Below are 25,208 nucleotides of genomic sequence, written 5' to 3'. Positions count from 1 at the left end.
GACGGGTCCGCAGCTCTCGGGGGAGGCGATGTGGAGGACTACGCGGGCCGGATCCTGGCCGAGCGCTACCGTCTGCCGTTGCCGCCGTCCGACGCCTACGAACTGATCGAGACCCGGGCCTTCGACACGCGCAGCGGTCAGGAAGTCCTCGTACGGCAGGTCCCGTTGCCCGAGGTCGTCGACGCGGAGCTGCTGGACGGCACGCGGGGCGGGCCGCCGCCCGTGGCCGGGGGCCGGCGCGTCCCGCACGGTGAACTGCCCGCCGTGCGCAGGGCGATCGAGGCCGCGCAGGCGGCGGCGTCCGTGCCGGACCATCCGCGGCTGGACCAGGTCTTCGACGTGTTCGCGGAGGGCGGGTCGCTGTGGATAGTCAGCGAACTCGTCCCGGCCAGACCGCTGGCGGCGCTGATCGCCGACGAACCGCTGAGCCCGTACCGGGCGGCGGAGGTGGCGGCGGACGTGCTGACCGCGCTGCGGGTGCTGCACGCCCACGGGTGGACGCACCGGAACATCACCATGCGGACGGTGCTGATCTGCGAGGACGGGCGGGTCGTCCTGACGGGACTGGCGGCGGGGGCGGCGGAGGACGCCCTGTGCGGGTACGACCCTGTCCCGCCGCAGGACGGTACGGACCCTGCCGCGGAGCCCTGGCCCTGGCCGGGCGGTGAACCGGGCGGCCCGGGGTTCGCGGCGGGTCCGCCCGAGAGCGGTGGTGGCTACGGCCGCGCCGCGCTGGCCGGGCCGGAGGCGGGCGCGGACACGGGGTACGGCGGTGCCCCGGGGGGCGCCTGGAGCGGGCCGGGGGCGGACGCGGGGTACCAGCCGGGGGCCGGGCACGGTGCGGGCCTCGCCGGCGGGCAGCGGGGCGGGGAGCCCAGGGAGCTCGGCGACCGGTACGACGACCCGTACGGGGGCGGGCCCGGGGAGCGTTCCGGGCGCGACGACGGCGGACAGCGGGGCGGGAACGCGGCGGAGTACGCGCCGCTCGTGGCTCCGGGCTACGACACCGGGCCGCGCTACCGGGACCACATAAGCCCCGGTACCGGGAGCCGTCCCGACGGCTCCGGCAGGTCCGGTACTTCCGGTACCCCCGAGGCTCCGAATGCGCCCGGCGCCTCGGGTGGCGCCGACTTGGCCGGTCCCTATGGCGTGCCCGGAGCCCCTGGCGGCCCCGGCGGCCCTGACTTGGCCGGTCCCTATGGCGTGTCCGGAGGCCCTGGCGCGGCCGACACGCCCGGCCCCTCCGGCGCCCTCGCGCCTGCCGGTGGCCATGGCACCCCCGGCACCCCGGGGACTTCCTCCACCCCGGGCAGCGCCGGGGAGCGGCCCGATCTGAAGGCCGCCGCGCGGGCCGGGGCCATCGCCGCGTACCGGGCCGGGGCCCAGGCCGCCGCGCGGATCACCGAGCAGCGCAAGGCCGGGTCCGGGGCCGAGCCCGCGCCGGAGCCCGAGGCGGAGCCGAGGCCGGAGGGGTCGAAGCTGCCGCAGGGGTACTCGTACCCGTACGGCGGCCCGGACAGCGGCGCGGCCTGGCACGGCGCCACCCCGCGCCGCCAGGCCCTGCCGCCGGCCGAAGCGGAGCCGCCGGCCCGCGCGGCGCTGCCGGCGCAGCTCGCCCTTCCCCAGGGCTACCACCAGGCGGACACCCCGGACGGCGGCACGCCCGGGGTCTCCCCCGACGGCCAGGCGCAGCCGCAGGACGGCGGGGAGCACGGGCCGGGCCACGGGCCGACCGCGCAGGGACCGGGCCACCCGGCCCAGGATCAGGCGGGCCTCGACCGGCCGGTCGCCGGGTACGGCGGGCAACTCCAGCTCGAGCCGGGCCGCCCCGATCCGGCGAACCCCGACCACGGCGGCCCGCAGAGCACCGCCGGGTACGCGACAGCTTCCGGGGCGGGCGGCTACGGGCAGCCCGGCCCACAGACCGGCGCCGGATACGCGACGGCCCCCGGCCCCGGCGGCTACGGCCAGGGCGGCCCACAGTCCGGTCCGCAAGGCGGTGGCGGGTATCCGGTGGTGCACGGCGCCCGCGGCCCCGGCCAGGCGGGTCCGCAGGGCGGTCCGCAGGGCGGGCCGCAGGGGGCTCCCGGGTACGCGGTCGCCCCCGGGGCCGGGCAGCGCGCGGGTGGGGCTGTCGGGTGGGGGAGCGGGCCGCGGAGCGGGCTCGATGCCGAGCGGGCCCGGCAGACGCGGATGGCCGTCGTCGGGGCCGTCACCGAGCGGTGGGCTCCCGAGCAGGCGCAGGCCGTGCACGGGCCGTGGCAGTTGGCCGCGCCCGTCGGGCCGGCCACCGACCTCTGGGGGCTCGGCGCGCTGCTGTACCGGGCCGTACAGGGCCATGCCCCGTACCCCGAGGACAGCGTCGCCGAGCTCGTGGAGATGGTCTGCGCGGAGCCCCCCGCCTTCGCCGAGGAGTGCGGCCCGCTGCGCCCGATCGTGGAGTCCCTGCTCCGTCAGGACCCGACCGAGCGGCCCGACTTCGAGGAGCTCCGCGGCTGGCTGCGCTCCCTCGTGCGCTCCGCCCCGGAGCCCGACGGCGGCTTCGCCATGCTGCCGCCGGTGGTGGAGGATCCGGCCAGGCTCCCCGTCGCACGGCGGCGAGCCGACCTGCACGGCCGGCACCGCAGCGCCGAACACCCCCGCAAGCCGCGCTCGCTGGGCCGTTCCCTGTTACTGGGGATCCTCGTCCTGCTCTCGGGAGCCGTGGCCTACGCCCTGTTCTTCATGCCCCGCTCCGCCGATCCGCAGGGCGGCGGGCAGAAGGCGGCCGGAATGAAGCCGCCCGCCGCGACCCAGTCGCAGAACCCGAAGCAGAGCCCGAAGCCGAGCCCGAAGCCGAGCGGGTCCGGCCAGGGCACGGGCCCTTCCGCGAACCCGAGCCCGCCCGAGTCCAAGCCGGCCCCGCAGCCGGGCGTGACCGCTCCGTCCGGGTACACCGCCCAGCAGGACGCCGAGCACTTCTCGATCAACGTTCCGAACGGCTGGGAGCGCCGCGGAATGAACGAGTCCGGTCAGGTCCGCTACACGGAGGGGGACTTCGTCCTGACCGTCGTCCCCGGCCGGGACAAGGTCCAGGGCAACCCCGACCCGGCCACCTACCAGAAGGACAAGGAGCCCGAGCTGGCTCCGTACCGCTCCTCCACCTGGTCCAGCGTGAGCGACATCAGGTCCACCAAGGTCGGCAACCAGCTCCGCGTCACCGGCCGGTACACCTGGATCGACGGCAACGGCCGTTCCGTCGTGGCCCGCAACTTCGTCGTGGCGCTCGGAGGTTCCTACCACGTCGTGATGGTCACCGGCCCGCAGGACCAGGAGGGCAAGGTCACCGAGACCTTCGAGCAGGCGACGGCCAGCTACAGGAGCGGCGGCTGACGCGCTATCAGTACGGCGATTGCGTCACAGTGCGGCCGAACCGCCTCCGAGTGGTTCCGCCGTCGCCCGCGATCTCCGTAGTCTGACCGGAAGTGCACAGAGCGGCGGCGGGGATTCGTGGAACAGCAGACAGGTGCGGGTGCGGTGCTCGCGGGCCGGTACCGGCTCGTGGAGCCCATCGGCAGGGGCGGCATGGGCAAGGTGTGGCGCGCGCACGATGAGCTGCTGCACCGGACGGTCGCCGTCAAGGAGCTGACGGCGGGGCTGTACGTCGCCCAGGCGGACCGGGACGTCCTGCACCAGCGGACGCAGAAGGAGGCCCGGGCCGCGGCCCGGATCCAGCATCCGGCGGTCGTCACGGTCCACGACGTACTGGAACACGACGACCGGCCCTGGATCGTCATGGAGTACATCGACGGTCCCTCCCTCGCGGACGCGGCGAAGACGGCGGGCCGCATCGAGCCACGGGAGGCGGCCCGGATCGGGCTGCACGTGCTCGGCGCGCTGCGCGCCGCGCACGCGGTCGGGGTACTGCACCGGGACGTGAAGCCGGGCAACGTGATGCTCGCCAAGGACGGGCGGGTGATGCTCGCCGACTTCGGCATCGCCGCGATCGAGGGCGACTCCTCCATCACGCGCACCGGTGAACTCATCGGCTCCATCGACTACCTGGCCCCCGAGCGGGTCACCGGCGGTTCCCCCGATCCGTCCTCCGACCTGTGGTCGCTCGGCGCGACCCTGTACACGGCCGTCGAGGCCCGCTCGCCCTTCCGCCGCACCTCGCCCATCTCCAGCCTGCAGGCCGTGGTGAACGAGGAGCCGCCCGCCCCGACGCACGCGGGCGCGCTGGCCCCGGTCATCACGGCGCTGCTGCGCAAGGACCCGGCGCAGCGGCCGTCGGCGGACGAGGCCGAGCAGATGCTGCTGCAGGCGATGGAGGGCCGGGAGCCGAAGTCGGCGCAGGCGTACGTACCCACGCGCGCGATGGGCTCCGAGGAGCTGGGCGCCGCCCGGAGCGAGCCGGCGGACATCGCGGCGCCGCCCGGTGAAGGGGAGCAGGGGCGGAGCCGGGAGCCGGCGCCGGAGCCGGTGTTCGCCACGCGTTCCGAGGCCGGACCGGGCGGACGGGGCGGCCGCGACACCGGAGCCCCCGGCCGGATCAGGCGGGCCGCGGCCGTGGCGGTGGTGGCGGCGCTGCTCGGCGGCGGCGGGGTGTTCGGGATCCTGAAGTACACCGGCGACTCGACCACGGACGGCGGGATCCCGGGCCGCACGGCCGGTACCCAGGACGCGTCGGCCGGTGCTTCGTCCGGCACGTCGGCCGGTGCGTCCTCCGGTGCCTCGTCCGGCGCCGGGGACGCCAAGGGGCAGGTGCAGAAGGCTCCGCCGGCGGGCTGGGTGAAGGCGGTCGACAAGGAGGGCTTCTCCCTCTTCGTCCCGGACGGCTGGAAGCGCCGCGAGGACGGGACGCAGATCGACTACACCCGGGACGACGGCAAGCACTTCATCCGGATCGCGGTGGACCGCGACCCGAAGTTCAAGGACCCGTACGCGCACCTGCTCGATCTGGAGAAGCAGGTGCAGAAGCGCTCCGACTACGTGCGCCTGACCCTGCACCCGAACACCTTCCGGGGGCAGGTCAAGGCCGCCCTGTGGGAGTTCGTCTGGACGGAGAAGACCGGGGCCTTCACCGGGCCGCGCAAGGCCATCGAGCAGATGTACTACGCGCCGGACGGCACCGAGTACGCGGTGTACATGTCGGGTCCGGTTGCGGACTGGGACATCACCCGGGAACAGTTCGACATCGTGCTCAGCGGCTGGCAGCCGGCCCCGGCCTCCTGAGGCCCCCAAGGCCCCCGGTGCCCGGATTTCCGCCATCCCGCCAGTGATCACTGGCATAAATGGCAAAATCCGGTTACCGGCGGGTACCCAAAGCACCCCCCGGCGGAATACGCTCACGCCCATGACGGACACGCAGGCCCCGGCCCCCCTCCGCAGCGCCCCGCAGCCCACCAACCCGGTCGCCCCCGCCCCGGCCGGCGCCCGGAGCGCCGCCGACGTGGTGACCCCCGAACTGGTCGCCCGGCTGACCCGCGGAGTGGCCGGCTCCGGCCGCACCGCCAACCACAGCCCCTTCACCGGGGACCGGCTCGCGGAGCTTCCCGAGGCCACCCCCGAGGACGTGGAGGCGGCCTTCGCCGCCGCCCGCGCCGCGCAGCCCGCCTGGGCCGCCGTGCCCGTCCGCGCGCGGGCCGCCGTACTGCTGCGCTTCCACGACCTGGTCCTGTCCCGGCAGGCCGAGGTGCTCGACCTGATCCAGCTGGAGACCGGCAAGGCCCGGCTGCACGCCCACGAGGAGGTCCAGGCCGTCTCGATCGCGGCCCGGCACTACGGCCGCAAGGCCCCCTCGTACCTGCGCCCCAAGGGCCACACGGGCGCCATGCCCACCCTCACCAAGGTCACCGAGCTGCGCCAGCCGCGCGGGGTCATCGGCCAGATCGCCCCCTGGAACTACCCCCTCGAACTGTCCATCGGCGACGCCCTGCCCGCCTTCGTCGCGGGCAACGCCGTCGTGATGAAGCCCGACACCGAGACCGCGCTGACCGCCCTGTGGGCCCGCGACCTGATGATCGAGGCGGGCCTGCCGGCCGAGGTGTTCCAGATCGTGCTCGGCGAGGGCCCGGTCGTCGGCCCCGAGCTGGTCCGCCGCGCCGACTACGTTTCGTTCACCGGCTCCACGCGTACCGGCCGCGAGGTCGCCCAGGGCGCGGCCGCCCGCCTGATCGGGGTCTCCCTCGAGCTCGGCGGCAAGAACGCCATGCTCGTCCTGCGCGACGCCGACGTGGAGAAGGCCGCCGCCGGCGCCGTCCGCGCCTGCTTCTCCTCCGCCGGCCAGCTCTGCATCTCCATCGAGCGGCTGTACGTGCACGCCTCGATCGCCGACGAGTTCGTCGCCCGGTTCGCCGCCCGTACGAAGGCTATGCGGCTCGGTTCCTCCCTCGCCTACGGCGCCGACATGGGCTCCCTGGCCGGCGAGCGCCAGCTGGAGGCCGTACAGCGCCATGTGGACGACGCCGTCGCCAAGGGCGCCACCCTCGTCACCGGCGGCGTCGCCCGCCCCGACATCGGCCCGCTCTTCTACGAGCCGACCATCCTCGACGGCGTCGAGTCCGCGATGGCGGTGTGCGGGGAGGAGACCTTCGGTCCGGTCGTCTCCATCTACCGCTTCACCGACGAGGACGAGGTCATCGAGGAGGCCAACGGCACCGCCTACGGCCTGAACTCCAGCGTGTGGACGAAGGACGCCCGCCGCGGCCACGCCGTCTCGGCCCGCCTGCGCACCGGCACCGTCAACATCAACGAGGGCTACGCCCCGGCCTACGGCAGCGCCCAGGCCCCCATGGGCGGCATGAAGGAATCCGGCCTCGGCCGCCGCCACGGCTCCGAGGGCATCCTCAAGTACACCGAGGCCCAGACCGTCGCCCACCAGCGGCTGCTGCCGATGGGCCCCTCGCTGGGGATGGACGACGAGAAGTACGCGGCGTTCATGACCCGCAGCCTCCAGGTCATGAAGGCGTTCCGACTCCGCTAGTCAGTTCCGTTCCGTCTGTTCCATCCGTTTCCGTTCCGTCCGTTCCGTTCCGTTCTGTTCGGGGAGGCACCGCAGTGTCGTACGACCACGACTTCGACTACGACGTCATCGTCATCGGATCGGGTTTCGGAGGGTCGGTCTCGGCGCTGCGGCTCTCCGAGAAGGGGTACCGGGTCGGCGTCCTGGAGGCGGGGCGCCGCTTCACCCGCGAGAGCCTGCCGAAGAACAGCTGGGACCTGCGCAACTACCTGTGGGCCCCGGCCCTCGGGCTGTACGGGATCCAGCGCATCCACCTCCTCGGCAACGTGATGGTCCTCGCGGGCGCGGGCGTCGGCGGCGGCTCCCTCAACTACGCCAACACCCTCTACGTGCCCCCCACCGCCTTCTTCGAGGACCGGCAGTGGGCGTCCATCACGGACTGGCGGGACGAGCTCGCCCCCTACTACGACCAGGCCAAGCGCATGCTCGGGGTCCGGCTCAACCCGACGACGACCCCCTCCGACGTCCACCTCAAGGCGGCCGCCGCCAAGATGGGCGTCGCGGACTCCTTCCACATGGCCCCGGTCGGCGTCTTCTTCGGGGACGGGGAGGATGCGGCGGGCCAGGGCAAGGTCCGCCCCGGTGACGAGGTCGCCGACCCGTACTTCGGCGGCGCCGGCCCCTCCCGCAAGGCCTGCACCGAGTGCGGCGAGTGCATGACCGGCTGCCGGCACGGCGCGAAGAACACCCTGAACGAGAACTACCTGCACCTCGCCGAGCGGGCCGGCGCCGTCATCCACCCCATGACCACGGTCACGGCCCTCTCCGACCACCCCGACGGCGGCTACCGCGTCCGCACCGTCCCCACCGAGGGCCGCCGCCGCGCCGAGCCCAAGGTGCTGCGCGCCCGCTACGTGGTCGTCGCGGCGGGTACCTACGGCACCCAGACCCTCCTGCACACGATGAAGGACCTCGGCGAGCTGCCCCGCCTCTCGGACCGCCTCGGCGATCTGACCCGGACCAACTCCGAAGGCCTCGTAGGGGCTCAGACCGATGACCGCCGCTACCGCAAGCGGCACGGCAAGGACAAGCGCGCGGACTTCACGCGGGGCGTGGCCATCACCTCCTCGGTGCACCCGAACGCCGACACGCACATCGAGCCGGTGCGCTACGGCAAGGGCTCCAACGCGATGGGGTTCATGACGATCCTCCAGGTGCCGTACTCCGGCCACCGGGTCCGCGCCTGGCTCGGGCGCACCGCCCGCCACCCGCTCCAGCTGCTGCGGTCCCTCTCCAACCGGCGCTGGTCGGAGCGGACCATCATCGGCCTGGTCATGCAGTCCCTGGACAACTCCCTGACCACCTACCGCAAGCCCGGCGGCTTGGGGAAGGGGCTGCTCACCGCCCGGCAGGGCCACGGCGCGCCCAACCCCGTACAGATCGCCGAGGCCACGCGGGCGGCGACGCTGCTGGCCGAGGAGATCAACGGGTTCCCGGGCAGCAACATCGGCGAGCTGATGGGCACCCCGCTGACGGCGCACTTCCTCGGCGGCTGCCCGATCGGCGCCTCGCCCGAGGAGGGCGTGGTCGACCCGTACCACCGGCTCTACGGGCACCCGGGCATCTCGGTGGTGGACGGCTCGGCGGTCTCCGCGAACCTCGGGGTCAACCCGTCGCTGACGATCACCGCGCAGGCGGAACGGGCGATGTCCTACTGGCCGAACAACGGCGAGCGCGACCCGCGCCCGGAGCAGGGGGCGGCCTACACCCGCCTGGCGGCCGTGGAACCGGCCCGCCCGGCGGTGCCGAAGGAGGCCTTCGGGGCGCTGCGCCTGCCGTTCCTGGCGGTACCGGAGATCCCGCCGCGGGCGGCGTCGCCCGCCGAATAGTCGCCCGCCGAATAGCCGCCGGCAGCCGAAGTCGTTCGGCACCGCTCCACCGCCGAACGACTTCGGCGGGCACCGCACTCCCCCTCCGAGCGCGGTACCCGCCGAACTACATGGATGACAGCCGCGGGGCCCGGATGGTTGTAGCGGAATCCGGTCACGGATGTGTGGCGTGCGTCACAGGGTGAAGGGGGCAACCCGGGAGGGACCTCGCTGGTCAAGGACGGCATGAGAAAGCGCATCTCCCTGCTGGCGGCAGCCGGCCTGGTGGCCGTCGGCCTGGCCGCCACCCCCGCGAACGCGGCGGACCCGGTATTCACGCTCACCAGCCCGGAGGAGATCGGCCTGCACCCGCACCCGGGGGACGCCGGGAAGGCGCGGCCGACCACCGTCGGCTTCGTCGTCGAGAACGAGACGGGCAAGGACTTCGGCGAGCACGCCACCTACACGATCGACCTGACCCCCCTCAAGGGCGTCGCCGACGTGAAGCTCACCCCGGAGCGTTCCAACGACTGCACCCTCACGGCGACGAAGGTCACCTGCACGGACTGGGCGGTCTGGACGTACGGCAGCGAGGTCGTGTCCCTGGACCTCACCGCCGCCAAGGGCAGCAAGAACGGCACGGTCGCCGACCTGACGATGACCGGCGCGGCGCAGGGCGCCACCTTCAAGCCCACCACCACCGAGGTCCGGGTCGGCGGCCCGGACCTGGTCCTGGAAAAGGCCAAGCTGAAGTCGAAGCTGGTCCCGGGTGAGACCCAGCCGCTCCCGGTCGTCTTCGCCAACGCGGGCACCGAGCCGGTCAAGGGCGTGGCGCTGGAGATGATCACCACGCACGGCATGGGCCTGGTCGAGCAGTACGACAACTGCGCCTTCAGCCAGGACGACAGCACGGGCCAGCCCTGGAACGTGGGCTGGGGCGTGACGGTCTGCACCTTCGACAACGAGATCAAGCCGGGCGAGGTCTGGGAGATCGCCGGCGCGCTGACCCTCAAGGCCGCTCCGCACGCCTTCATCGACGAGCTGATCTACGGGGTGCACGAGGCCGGCTCCCAGCCGAAGTCCACGCAGAAGTTCAGCACGCCCCGCACGGGCAAGAAGCTGGGCCTCAAGACGCGCTCGGCCAAGGCCACGCCGCGCGGGGTGGACCTGGACCCGTGGAACAACCAGCACGAGTTCGGCTTCTCGGTGAAGAACACCGCCGACCTGGTGGCCGAGCCCCTCTCCGTGAAGGGCAAGGCGGGCGAGACGGTCAAGGCCGCCATCGGCTTCCGCAACGACGGCCCCGCGTGGGTCGCCTACCTCCGCTCGGGCGAGGACGTCGCCATGGCGGACATCGTGATCCCGGCGGGCGCGAAGGTCACCAAGGCGCCCAAGTTCTGCAGGGCCGTCACGGCCTCGGGGGGCTACCGCGAAGGTCGGCTGGGCGCACCGCGCTACTTCTGCCCGACCTCGCACGTCATCGGGGAGAAGGAGAAGTTCAGCTTCCCCTTCGAGTTGAAGATCGAGAAGGTCATCGCGGAGGCCACCGGGTCCGTCACCGTCGGCAGCTGGTCGCCCGACGGCGCCGCGCCGATCAGCTGGGACCCGAAGCACGCCAACGACAAGGCCGCCTTCGTGATCAACGGCAAGCAGGTCACGCCCACGCCGACCCCGACCACGCCCGGCCCGAAGCCGACGTCTTCCACGAGCCCGACGGCCACGCCGAGCACGAGCGCCACTCCGAGCCCGGGCGCCAGTACCGGCAACGGCAAGACGCCGAACGGCGGCCTCGCCGAGACCGGCGTCACCGCCGGGCCGATCCTGCTCGCCGGCGCGGTCCTCGTGGCCGCGGGCGGCGCCGTGTTCCTGGCGTTCCGGCGCCGGACAACCGGCCGCGCGTAACGGCGTAGCCGGGGGAACGAACGGGGGACCCGCGGGGGGAAGCAACGGGGGCCCGCGGGGGAAACAACGGGGGAAACAGAAGAACGGCCGGTCCGGGGCGTCCCCCGGGCCGGCCGTCCTTTGTGTGGTGACCGGGCTGCTGTCCCCTGCCGTCCGGTCACATAGAAGGAGCGAGGTCCCACGACGCACGCCCCGCAGGGGTACGTCTCATCGCTCCAGCGGATCCACGCGTGGTGCTGCGGTCCGCACCTGGCTGGCACGGTCATCGGCATCAACGAAGGGCCGTGGGGCCGGTCACGGTCCGGACGGGTGACGAACAGGCGTCACGGGCGTCGCGCCGAGGGTCAGACCCGGCCGCGGCACAGCTCCAGCAAGGTCATCGCGAGCGTGGTGCCGGGCTTGCCGAGTGCGTCGCTCCAGTGGGTCAGGACCTCCATCTCCCGCGACAGGTGCACCCGGCGCCCGCCCGAACCGATCCGGGCCTCCTGGATGACGGTCGAGACGGCCATCCGTTCCTGGATCAGGCCGATGATCCGGTCGTCGATGGCGTCGATCCGCTCGCGGGATCCGGCGATCAGCTGCTCGGGGGTGGTGGTGGCGGTGGTGGCGCCGTGCGCGGCGATCGTGGTCGTGCTCATGGTCGGTCTCCTGTGGGTGAGGGTCCGACCGGAGCGGGAACGCCAGAGCGCCCCGGTCCTGTCGGACCGGGGCGCTCTGGGAAGTCAGTGGCTCAAGCGAGCATCACGATGACCCATGGCGACCGGACCGGCCGGTGCCATAGGTAAAGAGGAAGCTCAGCTGCTTGCGCATGGAGGGATTATGACCCTCTGTCCCGCTCCGTGCCAAGCCGGTTCGGAGACTGAGACGAAGAGGGGTATCCGTCCCCCGTTAGAATCGACAAAACAACCCCCTCTTCCGCCGGAAGGCCTGCCCCGTGCCAGAAGCCACCCTCGCCACCCACGACAGCGCCCCGGACACGGTTCTCGTCGTCGACTTCGGCGCCCAGTACGCGCAGCTGATCGCCCGCCGCGTCCGCGAGGCACGGGTCTACTCCGAGGTCGTGCCCAGCACGATGCCCGTGGCCGAGATGCTCGCCAAGAACCCGAAGGCGATCATCCTCTCCGGTGGCCCGTCCTCCGTGTACGAGGAGGGCGCCCCCCAGCTCGACGGCGCGATCTTCGAGGCCGGCGTCCCCGTCTTCGGCATGTGCTACGGCTTCCAGCTCATGGCGGTCACCCTCGGCGGCACCGTCGACAACACCGGCTCGCGCGAGTACGGCCGTACCCCGCTGGCCGTCTCCAAGGCCGGATCCACCCTCTTCGAGGGCACCCCCGAGAACCAGTCGGTGTGGATGTCCCACGGCGACGCCTGCTCCGCCGCTCCCGAGGGCTTCACCGTCACCGCGTCCACCGACGTCGTCCCGGTCGCGGCCTTCGAGAACGACGAGAAGAAGCTCTACGGCGTGCAGTACCACCCCGAGGTGATGCACTCCACGCACGGCCAGCAGATCCTGGAGCACTTCCTCTACCGCGGCGCGGGCCTCCAGCCCACCTGGACCCCCGGCAACATCGTCGAGGAGCAGGTCGCCCTCATCCGCGAGCAGGTCGGCGACAAGCGCGCCATCTGCGGCCTGTCCGGCGGCGTGGACTCCGCGGTCGCCGCGGCCCTCGTGCAGAAGGCCATCGGCTCCCAGCTCACCTGCGTGTACGTGGACCACGGTCTGATGCGCAAGGGCGAGACCGAGCAGGTCGAGAAGGACTTCGTCGCCGCCACCGGCGTGCAGCTGAAGGTCGTCGACGCCCAGGAGCGGTTCCTGAACGCGCTGGCCGGCGTCTCCGACCCGGAGACCAAGCGCAAGATCATCGGCCGCGAGTTCATCCGCGTCTTCGAGGCGGCGCAGCTGGAGATCCTCCAGGAGGACGGCCCGGCGGTGGCCTTCCTGGTCCAGGGCACCCTGTACCCGGACGTCGTCGAATCCGGCGGCGGCACCGGCACCGCCAACATCAAGTCCCACCACAACGTGGGCGGGCTCCCCGACGACATCGAGTTCGAGCTCGTCGAGCCGCTGCGCCAGCTGTTCAAGGACGAGGTCCGGATGGTCGGCCAGGAGCTCGGCCTGCCCGCCGAGATCGTCCAGCGCCAGCCGTTCCCCGGCCCCGGCCTCGGCATCCGCATCGTCGGCGAGGTCACCAAGGAGCGTCTGGACCTGCTCCGCGAGGCCGACGCCATCGCCCGCCACGAGCTCACGGCGGCCGGCCTGGACCGCGAGATCTGGCAGTGCCCGGTCGTCCTGCTGGCCGATGTCCGCAGCGTCGGCGTCCAGGGTGACGGCCGTACCTACGGCCACCCGATCGTGCTGCGCCCCGTCTCCTCCGAGGACGCGATGACCGCGGACTGGACGCGCATGCCGTACGAGGTGCTCGCGCGGATCTCCACCCGCATCACCAACGAGGTGCCGGACGTCAACCGCGTGGTCCTGGACTGCACGAGCAAGCCCCCGGGCACCATCGAGTGGGAGTAGTCCCACCCGCCCGCACGTAGGTGACGAGGCCGCCGCTCCCGCCCAGGGAGCGGCGGCCTCGTCGCGTGTATGGCCTCTTCGCCCGGTCGCCGGTACTTTGCGCCGCGACCTTGAAGGAGGGGCCATGACCGAGCGACTGCCCGCACCCGCACCCGTGCCCGTCGAGCGGTTGGGCTTCGAGATGCCGCCGGTGTTCGCCACCGCCGAGGAGGAGCGCGCGCACCGCAAGGAGCGGCTCGCCGGGGTGCTGCGGCTGCTGGGGCGGCTCGGCTACGAGGACGGGGTGGGCGGGCACGTCAGCGCCCGGGACCCGGAGTTCGAGGACTGCTACTGGGTGAACCCCTTCGGCCGGGCCTTCGCCTCGATCGGCCCCGAGGACCTGCTGCTCGTCGACGGGGAGGGGCGGGTCAGGCAGGGCGGGCGCAGGGTCAACCAGCTGGCCTTCGCCGTGCACGCGGCCGTCCACCGGGCCCGGCCCCGCGTGGTGGCCGTCGTGCGCACGCAGGCCCCGTACGGCCGGGCGCTCGCCGCGCTCGGCGAACTGCTCGCCCCCGTCACCCAGGAGGCCTGCGCCTTCTACGAGGACCACGCGCTGCTCGACGAGTTTTCGGGCGGTGGGGCCTTGGGCGGCGGGGCCGCGGGCGGTGGGGACCCCGAGCGGATCGCGACCGCGCTCGGCCCCTACAAGGCTCTGGTCCTGCGGAACCTCGGCCTGCTGACGGTCGGTGACTCGGTGGAGGCCGCCGCGTGGTGGTTCATCGCGGCGGAGCGGGCCGCGCAGGTCCAGCTGATCGCGCGGGCGGCCGGAAAGGCGGTGCTCATCAGCCATCACAGCGCGCTCGCGACCAGGGAACGGTTCGGATCCGATCTCGCGGCCTGGGCGAACTGCCAGCCGCTGCTGGAGGCCGCCGGAGCGGGTGCGTCAACATCATGAACGGTTAATCACCTGCTCTGACATCGTGCGCAATCCGGAACACTGCCGCAGTGGTGCACAATTCGCTGGCATCGCACCGGAGTTCAGAGAGGCGGCACGTTCGTGGCTGTCCAAGAGATGTCCAGAAGCACCCATACCGCGGCTTGTGCCTGCGAGGACTGCACACGAGAGGGGCACCGCCGCGCCGTGGCGGCGTTCCTGGAGAAGCGCGACGAGTTCGCCTCCGGGCACGGAGTGCCGGACGCCGTGGCGCACTCCCTCGGGGCCTCCCGACAGTGGGTCTCCGACGAGCTGACCCTGTCGGCCCGGACGGTCGCCGACCGGGGCCGGGAGGCGGGCAGCTCCTGGCTCTACCTGTTCTCCCGGCGGGCCGTCCTCGCCGTGTGGATCGCCGCGGGGGTGCTGCTCCTGGTCCAGGTCGGCACCGCGCTCGGCACCGGCTGGTCCACGACGCGCACCGCCGGGCTGCTGGCCGCGCTCGTACTGGCCGCGCTGCTGACGGTGGCGGCCCGCGCGCAGACGATCCGGGGCGGTCTGCTGGCCCCGCTGGTCGGCGAGGACAACCGGCTGTCCACCTCGAAGGTGGTGCCGAGCGCCTGGCTGGTGCTCACCGCCTTCGCGACGCTGCTGCCCGCGCTGCGGCTCGCGGCCTCCTCGCCGGGACCCGAGCGCCAGGCGCTGTACGAGGGTCTCGCCTTCGACCGGGCGCTGCCGCTGCTGGCGGTGCTCGGGCTGACCTCGGGCGTCGCGGTGCTGGTGCGCCGGGTGGTCTCCGTACGGATCATGGGACAGCGGCTGCAGAAGCTGCCGGCGGACCGCCCGACCGGGGCGGACCTGCTGACGGACGACGCGGGCCGGGGCTCCTTCCCGGACGCCCAGTACGTGCTGGTCTCCACGGTGGTGCTGGCCTTCGCGGGGGTCTCGCTGGCCCGGTTCCCGGACCGGCTGCCGGCGCTGCCGTGGGCGCTGGCGCTGCTGGTGGCGCTGTCGGCGGCCGTGTACCTGGCGGCGAAGTACGCGGAGGGCAGCCGCCCGCTGGTCCTGTCGGTGGTGCGCGGACGCGAGCCCGGGGATCTGGACGCGGCGATCCGCCCCGGGGACGACATCGAGATCCGCGGAGTGGGCTTCGTCCCGCCGGGGGCCCAGACGCCGGAGATGCTGGCCCGGCTTGTGGTCCGGGTGGGCGCGGTCCATGTGCACGTACCGCTGGTCCCGGTGGCGGGCGGTTTCACCAACCCGTCCGACGCCGTACTGACCGTGCCGGTCCCGGCGGAAGTGGAGCCGGGGCGGATCGAGATCCAGGTCGTCACCGCCGCGGGGGTGGAATCAAACCGGTGCACCATCGACGTGGCGGAGTGAAGCGGGTACACATGACGCGTGACCCGAACTGACGTCCCCTCCGGCGCCCCTGACGCACCCACCGGACCGAGCGGCCCGCACGGTCTGCGCGAACGCGCCGCCCGCCACGCCCTCCTGCCCCTGCGGATCTTCCTCGGCGTGACCTTCGTCTACGCGGGCCTGGACAAGCTGACCGACTCGGCGTTCCTCTCCGCCACCGGCGGCGGCTCCATCGGCGAACTGATGCACGGGGTGCGCGACACCTCGGCGATCCCGGCCATGGTGGACCTGGCCCTGAAGGCACCCGTCGGCTTCGCCGTGGCCCTGGCCATCGGGGAGCTCCTGGTCGGCCTGGGGGTCCTGGCCGGGCTGCTGACCCGGATCGCGTCCGTCGGCGGGGCGCTGATCTCGCTCAGCCTGTGGCTCACCGTGTCCTGGGCGGTGACCCCGTACTACTACGGCAACGACCTGATCTACCTGCTGGCCTGGACCCCGCTGATCCTCGCCGGGGCGCCCCTGTGGTCACTGGACGCCCTGATCAGGGGCAAGCGGAGGGCCACCGCCTGAGGGGAGCGGTCCGGTCAGTTCGCCGCTCCCGGGTGGCCCAGTGCCTCGCGGAAGTCCTCCAGGGCGGGACCCAACTCGCCGACGGCGACGTGGAAGGCCGACCGGTCGATCAGGCTGCCGGCCAGCGTCCGGGTTCCGGCCGCCGGGTCGTGCGGGGACAGCCGGCGGGCCAGCTCCACCCCTTCGTCGAAGAGGGGGCGCACCTGCTCCGCGAACAGATGGGTCCGGTACCGCCAGTAGACGGTGGAGCGGACGGTGAGGACCCGGTGCAGCCGGACCAGTTCCGCCAGGTGCCGGTCCGGGTCGTCGGTGGCCCGCGCGGCGAGGGCGTCCACCTCTTCGCGCAGGGCGTGACGGCTGTCGAAGTAGCGCTGCTTGGTGTCGGGCGACCAGTACATGGGATCCGTGCCCGAGGGAGGACGCGGCTCACCGGGCGCGGGCCGGTCGCTTCCGGCGCCGGGCAAGGACAACAGCACCGCCCAGAACGACACTTCGTAGCCGCCCCCGGAGTACCGCGCACCGCGGAGGGCCAGCTCCGTGAGCAGGGCGAGTGCCTCTTCCCTCACGAGGCCCGCCCGTTCGTCCCGACCGTGGGCGTCGAGCATCCGTGCGTACCCGATGAGCGTGTGGAGCCGGGAGATCATCCGGTCGCGGTCGTTTCCCGCCGCTTCGGCGGCCTGCACGCCGACGAGGGTCTCGAACGCGTCGAGGGCTTCGCCGGACCGGCCGGCCTCGTGGAGGACGGCGATCCACTCCAGGAGGGACCAGGCGAGAGCCCCACTGCGGGACCCGTCGGGCAGGAGCACCGTGACCAGCTCGGTCATGGCATCGGCCGCCTCGGCATACCGGCCCTCCTCGGAAAGACCGGCCGCCCACGTGTTCAGCCCCGCGACCACGGGTTCCCCGGCCAGTTCCGCCCGCGCGCGGCCGATGGCGAGCATTTCGGCGCGCAGGGCGAGCCCTTCGGCGCGCCGGCCCGCGCGGTACAGCTCGCGCTGGCACGTGTCGAGGGCCTCGTAGAGGTGGTCCGCGCGGGCGGGCTCGGCCGGATCGATGGCCCGCGCCGCGGCCACCGCCTCCTCGCACAGCGTGAGGGCGGCCGGATGCGTTCTGCCGCCCTCGTGACTCAGGTCCTGCAAAGCCCGGGCCAGGAGGGGCAGGTAGGCGGCGGGGCTGACCTGGGCGAGCACCCGGTAGGCGTCCACCTTGTCCCGCGGGGAGAGGCGTCCCGACGAGAGCAGCACGTTGCGTGCCCGCACGATGTCGTCCTGATCGACTTTCCCCGAGTGATCCATGACGGAGAGTCTGGGGGCGGCGCAGGGAGCCGGACAAGGCTGTTCGCCTGTGCCCTTCGTCCTACGAAAACACCCTCTGACCTGTCATGATGGGCGTGACATCACCTCCCGCCGGACCCGCGGGTCTCCCCGATCCGCTCGCGCCGGTCGCGGCGCACGGCGTAGGTCACCAGTCCGGTGACGGCGGCGAAGGCGAGGCCGCCGGCGGTCATCATGAGGACGAGGAACCAGGGCGGATCCGCCTCGCCCGCCGCGCCGAGGAGATAGAGGACCCCGGCCGCCATCAGGACCAGTCCCGCGATCAGCCGTCCCGGCTGGAACTCATGACGCCGCACGGGTTACCTCCACCTGTCCCACACCCGCGCTGAGGTGCAGCTCGATCGTGCCGCCGGCCTGGGTGCCCGAGGCGGGGGGCAGCGTCGCCTCCCGGGTCTCGGTGCGGTCGCGCACGCGTATGTCCTCGCTGGTGTCGCCGGGCATCTGGATGTCGCCCAGCCTGACCGTCGCCTCCGTCCTCGCGGTGACCTCCCTCGGGAGGATCACCCGCAGCCGGCCGGCGTCGATGGAGGCGCGGACGGGCACGGTGGTGCCCTTGGGCACGTCCACGTGGCTGAGGTCCAAGGTGGCGAGCCCGGTACCCGCCTCGTAGACCGGGGCCACCTCGGCCACCGCGGTCGGATGCCAGTCCACGACGCGCCAGTCGGTACTGATGTCCTTGGGCAGCGCGACCGACGCGGCCAGCAGGGCGGCCGTGATCACCGAGAGCAGGATGGTGCCGAAGCCCGTGCGGCCCTTGACCGAGCTCACCGCGAGCCCCAGGCCGAAGACGGCGAGGCCGGCGGCGAAGCCGACCTGTAGGGCGTGGCTCAGGGTGCTGCCCTCCCAGACCGCGGCGGTGGCGATGCTCCCGGCCAGCGCGGCGAGGACGAACACCCGGCCGCCGATGCCGCCGCGGGGCTCCCGGGGGAGGTCCTCCCCGGACGGCGGAGCCGCCGCCGGACCGCCGCCGGGACCGGCGGGCACCGAGTCCTCGGGGCCCCACAGGTACCCGGTCGAGCCGACCGGCCCCGTGGTGCCGTCCTTGACCAGCGGATCCCGCCACCAGGACGGGCCGCCGGGCGCGGGCGGCGCCTGGGTCTCGGGAGGCGCCGGACTGTGCGCCGTGCGGTGCCCGGTCCGGGTGGCCGCCGGGTACACGAACTCGGCGCCCGGCGCCGCCTTCTCCTCGGGCGCCCCGCCGGATCCGCTCCGCCGCCGCTGCGACCAGTGGGCCGCGGCTCCCAGCGCGAGGACGGCCAGGACGGAGAAGACCGCCAGCCCGCCGTTGTCCAGCATCGACAGGAACAGGGCGCAGCCCACCAGCGCGGCGAACACCGCTGCCAGCGTCGAGCCCTCTACCCGGCCGGTCAGCAGCTTCTTCGCCTCGCTGTCCTCCTCGCCCTCCTGGGGCAGCAGCAGCCAGGCGAAGCCGTAGAAGATCAGACCCACGCCGCCGGTGACGGCGAGGACGCCGAGCACGATCCGGAATATCACCGGGTCGAGACCGAAGTACCGGCCCAGCCCGCCGCACACGCCCGCGAGCACCTTGTCGCGCTTGCCGCGGCGCAGGGGAGGGCGCTCGGCGGGCGTCGAAGCGGAGCCGGCGCCCGCGCCGGCCGTGCTCCTGCCGGCTCCTGCGTCCGGCGGCGGGGAATCGTGTACTTCGGTCATGGGTACATGGTGACGGTCCGGGGTCGCCACGGGCATCCGGATCTACCCTGGCGCAACCCTGATATCCCCCCGAGAGAACTGGGGGGCTGCCCTGATGTCACGGGCACCGCGAGCGTGTGACCATCGGTGACATGCCCGTAGCAGCCGCCCCCCGCCCGCCGTACGCACCGGACTCCGACGAGACGCCGCAGCGCAAGCTCTACCGCAGCGCCGACGGCCGGATGCTCGGCGGAGTCGCGCGCGGCCTCGCCGGGCACCTGGGCCTGCCCGTCGTCTGGGTCCGGCTCACCTTCCTCGGCCTGTTCATGTGGGGCGACGGACTCGGCGTGCTGCTCTACGCCGCGTTCTGGGTCTTCGTACCGCTGGGCGTCGGCGGCCGCAGCGGCCACCGCTCCTACTTCGACACCCTCCCCGACGGCACCCGGCGGCTGCGCAAGCCCGAGCGGGGCCAGATCATCGCGCTGATCGCGCTGTGCGTCGGAGCGGGCATCTTCATCTCCAAGGTCCAGGTCGGCGGCAGCTCCGGACGGTACGTGTGGCCGACCCTGCTCGTCGGAGCCGGCGTGGTCCTCGTCTGGCGCCAGGCCGACAACGCCCGCCGCGCCCACTGGAACGCGGCCGCCGGCCGGCACGGCCGGCTGCTGCAGGCCGCCCGCGCGCTCGCCGGCGTGGCCCTGGTCGGCGTGGGCCTGACCGTCTTCATCGTGGTCCGCGGCTCCGCCGCCCAGCTGGGCAACGTCCTGACCGCCACCCTCGCCGTCCTCGTCGGCGTCGCCCTCCTGGCGGGACCCTGGCTGATCCGGATGACCCAGGACCTCTCCGAGGAGCGCCTGATGCGCATCCGCGCCCAGGAGCGCGCCGAGGTGGCCGCGCACGTCCACGACTCCGTGCTGCACACCCTCACCCTGATCCAGCGCAACGCCGAGGACGTCGGCGAGGTGCGCCGCCTCGCCCGCGCCCAGGAGCGGGAGCTGCGCAACTGGCTGTACAAGCCGGAGGGCACCGGCAAGGACGAGGGCGAGGAGCCGACGACACTGGCCGAGGCCGTGAAGAAGACCGCCGCCGAGGTGGAGGACCACCACGGGGTGCAGATCGAGGTGGTCGTCGTCGGCGACTGCCCCCTCGACGAGAAGCTGGCCGCACAGATGCAGGCCGCGCGCGAGGCGATGGTCAATGCCGCCAAGTACGGTGGCGACGGCGGCCCCGTCCAGGTGTACGCGGAGGTGGAGGGCCAGACGGTGTTCGTGTCCGTACGGGACCGCGGACCCGGCTTCGACATGGACGCGGTACCGGACGACCGCATGGGCGTACGAGAATCGATCATCGGCCGGATGCAGCGCAACGGCGGGACCGCGCGACTGCGGTCCGCGCCCGACGGCGGCACGGAAGTCGAGCTGGAGATGGAGAGGGCGGCGAAGGCAGCATGACCGAGGACAGCGCGAGCACCGGCGGCGCGACCAGGAGGGTCCGGGTGGTGCTCGTCGACGACCACCGGATGTTCCGCACCGGGGTACAGGCCGAGATCGGCGAGACCGAGCGGACCGGGGTCGAGGTCGTCGGAGAGGCCGCCGACGTGGACCAGGCCGTCACCGTCATCACCGCCACCCGCCCCGAGGTGGTGCTCCTCGACGTGCACCTGCCCGGTGGCGGCGGCGTCGAGGTACTGCGCCGCTGCGCCCCGCTGATGGGCGCCGTCGAGGACCCGGTACGGTTCCTGGCCCTGTCGGTGTCCGACGCGGCCGAGGACGTCATCGGAGTCATCCGGGGCGGCGCCCGCGGCTACGTCACCAAGACGATCACCGGCACCGACCTGGTGGACTCGGTCTTCCGTGTCCAGGACGGGGACGCGGTGTTCTCGCCGCGCCTCGCGGGCTTCGTGCTCGACGCCTTCGCCTCGACGGACGCTCCGCCGGTCGACGAGGACCTGGACCGCCTCACCCAGCGCGAGCGCGAGGTGCTGCGGCTGATCGCCCGCGGGTACGCGTACAAGGAGATCGCCAAGCAGCTGTTCATCTCGGTCAAGACCGTGGAATCCCACGTCTCGGCCGTGCTGCGCAAGCTCCAGCTCTCCAACCGCCACGAGCTGACCCGCTGGGCGACGGCCCGCCGGCTGATCTGAGCCCGGCAGGGCACCCACCCGGAGCTCACGCGGGGCGGGAGGCTCCGGCCCAGGGCATCGAGTCGATCGGCGCGACGCGGACCGTGGAGCCGGGGCGCGGGGCGTGGATCATCTGGCCGTTGCCGATGTACATGCCGACGTGCGTGACACCGGAGTAGAAGAACACCAGGTCACCGGGGGCCAGCGCCCCGCGAGAGACCCGCTGTCCCGCGTTGATCTGTGTGTAGGTGGTGCGCGGCAGCGACACCCCGGCCGCGCGCCACGCCGCCTGGGTCAGGCCGGAGCAGTCGAACGAGCCCGGTCCCGTCGCCCCCCACACGTACGGCTTGCCGATCGCCCCGTACGCGAAGGCCACCGCACGGGCCGCGCGGGAGCCGTCGGCGGGCAGCGGAGCCCGGGTGGCGGGGGCGCTCGGGGCGGGGCCGGCCGAGCGGGCCTCGTAGGCCGCGCGCTCCTCGGCCGTCAGCTTGGCCAGCAGCCGCTGCGCGGCGGTCAGCTTCTCCTCGATCTCGGCCTTGTGGCCCGCGAGTTCGCGCTGCCGGGTCCGCAGGTCGGCGAGGCGCCCGGCGGCCTGGTCCTTGAGCTGGCCGACCTCTTCGAGCCCCCGCCGCACGGCCGAGATCTCGGCCGCTTTGCGGTTCCCGGCGCGGGTGATGAGCGCGACCCGGTCCAGGTACTCCTGCGGATCGTCGGACATCGCGAGCTGTACGGCGGCGCCCAGCGTGCCACTGCGGTACTGGTTCGCGGCCAGCGAACCGAGCGCGCTGCGGGCCGTGTTGAGCCGGTCGGTCTTGAGGGCGGTCTGGTCCCGCAGCCCGTCGAGCGCGCGCTGCGCCTCGTCGGCCTTCTCCTTCGCCCCGTTGTACCGGTCCGTCGCGGCCTCGGCCTCCTCGTAGAGCCGGTCCATCTCCGCCTTGACCTGTGAGGGCGTCTGCTGCGGGTCGGCGTGGGACGTGCCTTCGAACGCGGTGGCGGTGGCAGCGCCCGCGAGGGCGAGGGTGGCGGCGGTGGTGCGTACGGTGCTCCGTGCCGTGCCGCCGCCCAGCGGGCGCTGCCTGGGCTTTCGATGACTGGCCACGAGGGCCTCACGTCCTTCCTCCGTCGGTGCTTGGGGGAGGACGCTAGACCCGAAGGTAACGGCTGGATGACGAGATGATCGAAAGTGGCCGTACGCGACCGGACCTGGTGGCTCGGGTGTCCGTACCGAGGTCGGCTCTATCCGCGGATCTCCGTCAGGCGGGCGAAGACGACCACGTTGCCGTCGTAGCCCTCCTTCTTCGAGAAGCCGCCGCCGCAGGTGATCACGCGGAGCTCCGGAGCACCCTTGGGGCCGTAGATCCGGGCCGCCGGGAAGTCTTTTTTACCCACGACCTCGATGCCGTACACCGTGAACACGGCGGTACGGCCGTCCCGTCGGTCCACCTCGATGTGCCGGCCCCGCTCGAGCGAGCCGAGGGTGTAGAAGACGGCCGGACCCCGCCTGTTGTCCACGTGCCCGTCGATCACCGCCGTGCCCTGGGCGCCCGGAGCGGGGGAACCCCCGTACCAGCCGGCCAGGTTCCCGTCCTGCGGCGGCGGCGCGTCCACCCAGCCCTCGGCGTCGAGTCCGACCCGGGTGACGGGGGCGTCGACCTGTACGGACGGAATCCGGATCCGGGTCGGCGCGGAGGACTTCAGCGGCTTCGGGGCCGGCGGGAGGCGGCGGGCGGCCTCGTCGTGGGCCGGGTCGCTGACCAGCGAGGCGGCCTGCGCGGGCTGCGGCGGACCGCCGTTCAGGTCGAGCCCGTTGGTGAGGAGGAACGTGCCGCTGAGGGCGACCACGGCGACGACGCCCCAGCCGCCGCGAGGCTTCGTACGCTCCTGGGGGCGGGGCATGATGCGCGCTCCTTCGGTGGCGCGGTGGCGCCGGGGGGTGTGGGGCGGGTGTTGTGGGGCGGGTGCTGGACCGGGCCCGTCCGGCGGCCAGGGGCGGGTCGGACGGGCCCGGCGGTCAGGGTGCCCGGGGGACGACAGGCCCTAGCGGTCAGGCGTTGCCGTCGGCCCGGCGGCGCATCAGGTACACGCCACCGCCGAGCGCACCGGCCAGCAGCGCGGAACCGGCCGCGATCTCGGTGCCGTTCAGGCCGCCGGCGCCGCCGCCGAGGCCGGCCTTGACGCCCTTGGAGGGAGTGGTCGTTCCGGTCCCGGTGCCGGTCGAGTGGCCCGCGACCGTGAGCGTGGTCGTGCCCTTCTCGCCCTTGCAGTCGAAGGTGACCTCGTACTGGGCACCCGCCTTGGCGTCCGCGTCCACCTTGACGGTGGCGGACTTGCCCTCATTGAGCTCGACCGCGTCGAAGACGCCGGAGGAGACCTTGACCAGGGGATCCTGGCATTCGGTGGCGTTCAGGGTGACGGTACCGCCCGGGGCGACCGTGGCGGGGGAGACGGTGAAGCCGAAGGACGTGACATTGGGCGTGGTCCCGCCGTCGTTGGCCGAGGCGGACGGCGCGGTGAGCGCGAAGGCGGCGGTGGACAGCAGGGTGACGGATGCGACGCGTATCGCACGCATGGTGGATCCTCCGGGTCCCCGAGGTGCAGCCCCGAACACTTTGTCCGTAAAAGGCAGTAAATGCTCCTCGATGCGCTAGACGCTAGGTCCGGTTGGCGGAACCCGCGAATCGAGCGGCACGAACGGACCAACGGAGAGAGCGAGTTGGCGGGCGCCCCGCCAACTCCTCTGATACGGACGGTGAGCGCCACGCCGGAGGCCCCGCCGCACGGTGGCGCTGAGTGACGGACACGCCGGGCGCTCTCACCCCGGCCGGACGCTCCCGTAGATCGGCTGGTAGTAGACCGAGTCCTCGCGCACCGACGACCCCGGCCTCGGGGCGTGGATCATGCGGCCGCCGCCGATGTAGATCCCGACGTGGCTGATGTCCGCGTAGAAGAAGACCAGGTCCCCCGGCCGCAGATCCTTCGTCGCGATCCGCGGAGCCGCCTTCACCTGGTCCCACGTGGTGCGCGGCAGCGTGATCCCCGCCGCCCGCCAGGCGGCCTGGGTCAGGCCGGAGCAGTCGTACGAGCGCGGGCCGGTCGCGCCCCAGACGTACGGTTTCCCCAGCTGGGCCCGGGCGAAGGCCACCGCCCTGACACCGGCCGCCGACGCGGGGGCGTCACCCGGCCGAGGTCCCGAGGCGGCCGGCGCCCGGGGGGCCAGGGCCCGCGCCCGCTCCGCCGCGGTCAGCTGCGCGAGCAGCGCGTTCGCCTCCGAGAGCCGGGACTGCACCTCCTGCTTGCGCCCGCGCAGCTGCTCCTGCGCCCGCTCCAGCTCCGAGACCACGACGGCCGCCTCCCGGCGCTTGCCGGCCGTCTCCGCCCTGGCCCGGGTGTACCGGGTGAGCAGTGCGTCCTCACGGCCGCCGAGCCGGTTCAGCAGGTGCGTCTGGGCGAAGAAGGCCTGCGGATCGTCGCCGAGCAGCAGGGTCGCGGTCCCGCCGAGCCCGCCGGCCCCGCGGTACCGGTCGGCGGCGTAGCTGCCGAGCAGCCGCCGGGCCTCGTTCAGCTTCTGCGTGGTGGCGGCCACCTGGTCCATGAGCGCCGACAGCAGGGCCCGCTGCTCCTCGGTCCGCCCGGCCGCCGCGTCGTAGGCCTGGGTGGCCGTGCCCGCCTGCCGGTGTAACTCGTCCACGCGGGTCCGTACCTCCTCCACCGAGGGGCGGGGCGCCGGCGCCGCCGCGGCCTGGTGGGGGAGGAGCAGGCCCAAGGAGGAAAGGGCCGCGGTCGTGACGACCGCGGCGGGGGCGTTCGGATGTCTTCGGGTGCGCGGCTTGCGGTGGTGGGGGGAGGGTTGGGACGAGGGGAATCCGTACGTGTACACGGGCCGGCACCTCCTTCCGGTTGGCGGAGCACGCTAGCGGCGCAGCGAGCGACTCGGAAGGGGGCGGGAGGGGTCCGCAGGGCATATGCCGCCGAATTTTCCGTGGGGGGACAGGGATTTTCCGGGGGCGGGACCGGCTGTCGGTCCCGCCCCCT

General features: G+C 73.2%; 19 protein-coding genes. 11 read left to right on the top strand and 8 right to left on the bottom strand.

Going from position 1 to position 25,208, the window contains the following annotated elements; all coding sequences use genetic code 11:
• Positions 1–30: 30 nt before the first annotated feature.
• The 5 genes from OG730_RS16960 to OG730_RS16940 all read left to right on the top strand — a co-directional run bounded on the left by OG730_RS16960 (position 31) and on the right by OG730_RS16940 (position 10,713).
• Positions 31–3,372, top strand: a complete 3,342-nt coding sequence (locus OG730_RS16960) for a serine/threonine kinase C-terminal domain-containing protein (protein ID WP_327305048.1) — start codon at positions 31–33, stop codon at positions 3,370–3,372.
• 117 nt (positions 3,373–3,489) lie between these two features.
• Complete coding sequence (locus OG730_RS16955) at positions 3,490–5,214, top strand: serine/threonine-protein kinase (RefSeq protein WP_327305047.1); 1,725 nt, start codon at positions 3,490–3,492, stop codon at positions 5,212–5,214.
• Between the two features lie 121 nt (positions 5,215–5,335).
• A complete protein-coding gene (locus OG730_RS16950; RefSeq protein WP_327305046.1) occupies positions 5,336–6,964 on the top strand; it encodes a succinic semialdehyde dehydrogenase in 1,629 nt (542 codons plus the stop codon).
• A 74-nt stretch (positions 6,965–7,038) separates the two neighbouring features.
• Positions 7,039–8,832, top strand: a complete 1,794-nt coding sequence (locus OG730_RS16945) for a GMC oxidoreductase (RefSeq protein WP_327305045.1) — start codon at positions 7,039–7,041, stop codon at positions 8,830–8,832.
• A 225-nt stretch (positions 8,833–9,057) separates the two neighbouring features.
• A complete protein-coding gene (locus OG730_RS16940) occupies positions 9,058–10,713 on the top strand; it encodes a peptidase (protein WP_327305044.1) in 1,656 nt (551 codons plus the stop codon).
• Positions 10,714–11,057: 344 nt separating this feature from the next.
• Here the strand turns inward: OG730_RS16940 and OG730_RS16935 are convergent, their stop codons facing one another.
• Complete coding sequence (locus tag OG730_RS16935; protein WP_327305043.1) at positions 11,058–11,351, bottom strand: chorismate mutase; 294 nt, start codon at positions 11,349–11,351, stop codon at positions 11,058–11,060.
• Positions 11,352–11,647: 296 nt separating this feature from the next.
• Here OG730_RS16935 and guaA point away from each other — a divergent pair, with 296 nt between their 5' ends.
• The 4 genes from guaA (at position 11,648) to OG730_RS16915 (ending at position 16,073) form a co-directional block, all read left to right on the top strand.
• Complete coding sequence (gene guaA / locus OG730_RS16930) at positions 11,648–13,234, top strand: glutamine-hydrolyzing GMP synthase (protein WP_327305042.1); 1,587 nt, start codon at positions 11,648–11,650, stop codon at positions 13,232–13,234.
• A 124-nt stretch (positions 13,235–13,358) separates the two neighbouring features.
• Complete coding sequence (locus tag OG730_RS16925) at positions 13,359–14,168, top strand: class II aldolase/adducin family protein (RefSeq protein WP_327305041.1); 810 nt, start codon at positions 13,359–13,361, stop codon at positions 14,166–14,168.
• Positions 14,169–14,270: 102 nt separating this feature from the next.
• Positions 14,271–15,527 (top strand): hypothetical protein, encoded by a 1,257-nt coding sequence (locus OG730_RS16920; protein ID WP_327305040.1) that lies wholly within the window; start codon positions 14,271–14,273, stop codon positions 15,525–15,527.
• An 18-nt stretch (positions 15,528–15,545) separates the two neighbouring features.
• On the top strand, positions 15,546–16,073 hold the full coding sequence (locus OG730_RS16915; RefSeq protein WP_442814940.1) for a DoxX family protein: 528 nt from the start codon (positions 15,546–15,548) through the stop codon (positions 16,071–16,073).
• A gap of 14 nt (positions 16,074–16,087) precedes the next feature.
• Here OG730_RS16915 and OG730_RS16910 read toward each other — a convergent pair whose 3' ends face one another.
• The 3 genes from OG730_RS16910 to OG730_RS16900 all read right to left on the bottom strand — a co-directional run bounded on the left by OG730_RS16910 (position 16,088) and on the right by OG730_RS16900 (position 19,078).
• Complete coding sequence (locus tag OG730_RS16910; protein WP_327305039.1) at positions 16,088–17,368, bottom strand: hypothetical protein; 1,281 nt, start codon at positions 17,366–17,368, stop codon at positions 16,088–16,090.
• A gap of 101 nt (positions 17,369–17,469) precedes the next feature.
• Positions 17,470–17,703: a hypothetical protein gene (locus OG730_RS16905; protein WP_327305038.1), complete on the bottom strand. Its 234-nt coding sequence runs from the start codon at positions 17,701–17,703 to the stop codon at positions 17,470–17,472.
• Positions 17,690–19,078: a PspC domain-containing protein gene (locus OG730_RS16900; RefSeq protein ID WP_327305037.1), complete on the bottom strand. Its 1,389-nt coding sequence runs from the start codon at positions 19,076–19,078 to the stop codon at positions 17,690–17,692. The genes OG730_RS16905 and OG730_RS16900 overlap by 14 nt, the downstream gene beginning before the upstream one ends.
• Positions 19,079–19,209: 131 nt before the next feature.
• Here OG730_RS16900 and OG730_RS16895 point away from each other — a divergent pair, with 131 nt between their 5' ends.
• Both OG730_RS16895 and OG730_RS16890 read left to right on the top strand, forming a co-directional pair.
• Positions 19,210–20,505, top strand: coding sequence for an ATP-binding protein (locus OG730_RS16895; protein ID WP_327305036.1), 1,296 nt, complete (start codon positions 19,210–19,212; stop codon positions 20,503–20,505).
• Positions 20,502–21,197: a LuxR C-terminal-related transcriptional regulator gene (locus OG730_RS16890; protein ID WP_327305035.1), complete on the top strand. Its 696-nt coding sequence runs from the start codon at positions 20,502–20,504 to the stop codon at positions 21,195–21,197. The genes OG730_RS16895 and OG730_RS16890 overlap by 4 nt, the downstream gene beginning before the upstream one ends.
• 25 nt (positions 21,198–21,222) lie before the next feature.
• On the opposite strand, the gene OG730_RS16885 is transcribed toward OG730_RS16890, so the two are convergent.
• The 4 genes from OG730_RS16885 to OG730_RS16870 form a co-directional block, all read right to left on the bottom strand.
• Positions 21,223–22,275, bottom strand: a complete 1,053-nt coding sequence (locus OG730_RS16885; protein WP_327305034.1) for a C40 family peptidase — start codon at positions 22,273–22,275, stop codon at positions 21,223–21,225.
• Between the two features lie 137 nt (positions 22,276–22,412).
• On the bottom strand, positions 22,413–23,072 hold the full coding sequence (locus OG730_RS16880; protein ID WP_327305033.1) for a class F sortase: 660 nt from the start codon (positions 23,070–23,072) through the stop codon (positions 22,413–22,415).
• 148 nt (positions 23,073–23,220) lie between these two features.
• The gene (locus OG730_RS16875) at positions 23,221–23,745 is read right to left on the bottom strand and encodes a hypothetical protein (protein WP_327305032.1); all 525 of its coding nucleotides are present in this window, start codon (positions 23,743–23,745) and stop codon (positions 23,221–23,223) included.
• A gap of 243 nt (positions 23,746–23,988) precedes the next feature.
• The gene (locus OG730_RS16870; protein ID WP_327305031.1) at positions 23,989–25,053 is read right to left on the bottom strand and encodes a C40 family peptidase; all 1,065 of its coding nucleotides are present in this window, start codon (positions 25,051–25,053) and stop codon (positions 23,989–23,991) included.
• Positions 25,054–25,208 lie beyond the last annotated feature (155 nt).

The sequence above is a fragment of the Streptomyces sp. NBC_01298 genome, from assembly GCF_035978755.1.
GTDB lineage: Bacteria > Actinomycetota > Actinomycetes > Streptomycetales > Streptomycetaceae > Streptomyces.
Note: the sequence above shows the minus strand (reverse complement) of the source record. Positions and strands in the feature narration are given on the sequence as shown.

Coding starts and splice junctions, on each gene's coding strand:
- OG730_RS16950 (WP_327305046.1), top strand. CDS start 5,336: ATGACGGACACGCAGGCCCCGGCCCCCCTCCGCAGCGCCCCGCAGCCC.
- OG730_RS16940 (WP_327305044.1), top strand. CDS start 9,058: ATGAGAAAGCGCATCTCCCTGCTGGCGGCAGCCGGCCTGGTGGCCGTC.
- OG730_RS16935 (WP_327305043.1), bottom strand. CDS start 11,351: ATGAGCACGACCACGATCGCCGCGCACGGCGCCACCACCGCCACCACC.
- OG730_RS16925 (WP_327305041.1), top strand. CDS start 13,359: ATGACCGAGCGACTGCCCGCACCCGCACCCGTGCCCGTCGAGCGGTTG.
- OG730_RS16910 (WP_327305039.1), bottom strand. CDS start 17,368: ATGGATCACTCGGGGAAAGTCGATCAGGACGACATCGTGCGGGCACGC.
- OG730_RS16900 (WP_327305037.1), bottom strand. CDS start 19,078: ATGACCGAAGTACACGATTCCCCGCCGCCGGACGCAGGAGCCGGCAGG.
- OG730_RS16895 (WP_327305036.1), top strand. CDS start 19,210: ATGCCCGTAGCAGCCGCCCCCCGCCCGCCGTACGCACCGGACTCCGAC.
- OG730_RS16890 (WP_327305035.1), top strand. CDS start 20,502: ATGACCGAGGACAGCGCGAGCACCGGCGGCGCGACCAGGAGGGTCCGG.
- OG730_RS16880 (WP_327305033.1), bottom strand. CDS start 23,072: ATGCCCCGCCCCCAGGAGCGTACGAAGCCTCGCGGCGGCTGGGGCGTC.
- OG730_RS16875 (WP_327305032.1), bottom strand. CDS start 23,745: ATGCGTGCGATACGCGTCGCATCCGTCACCCTGCTGTCCACCGCCGCC.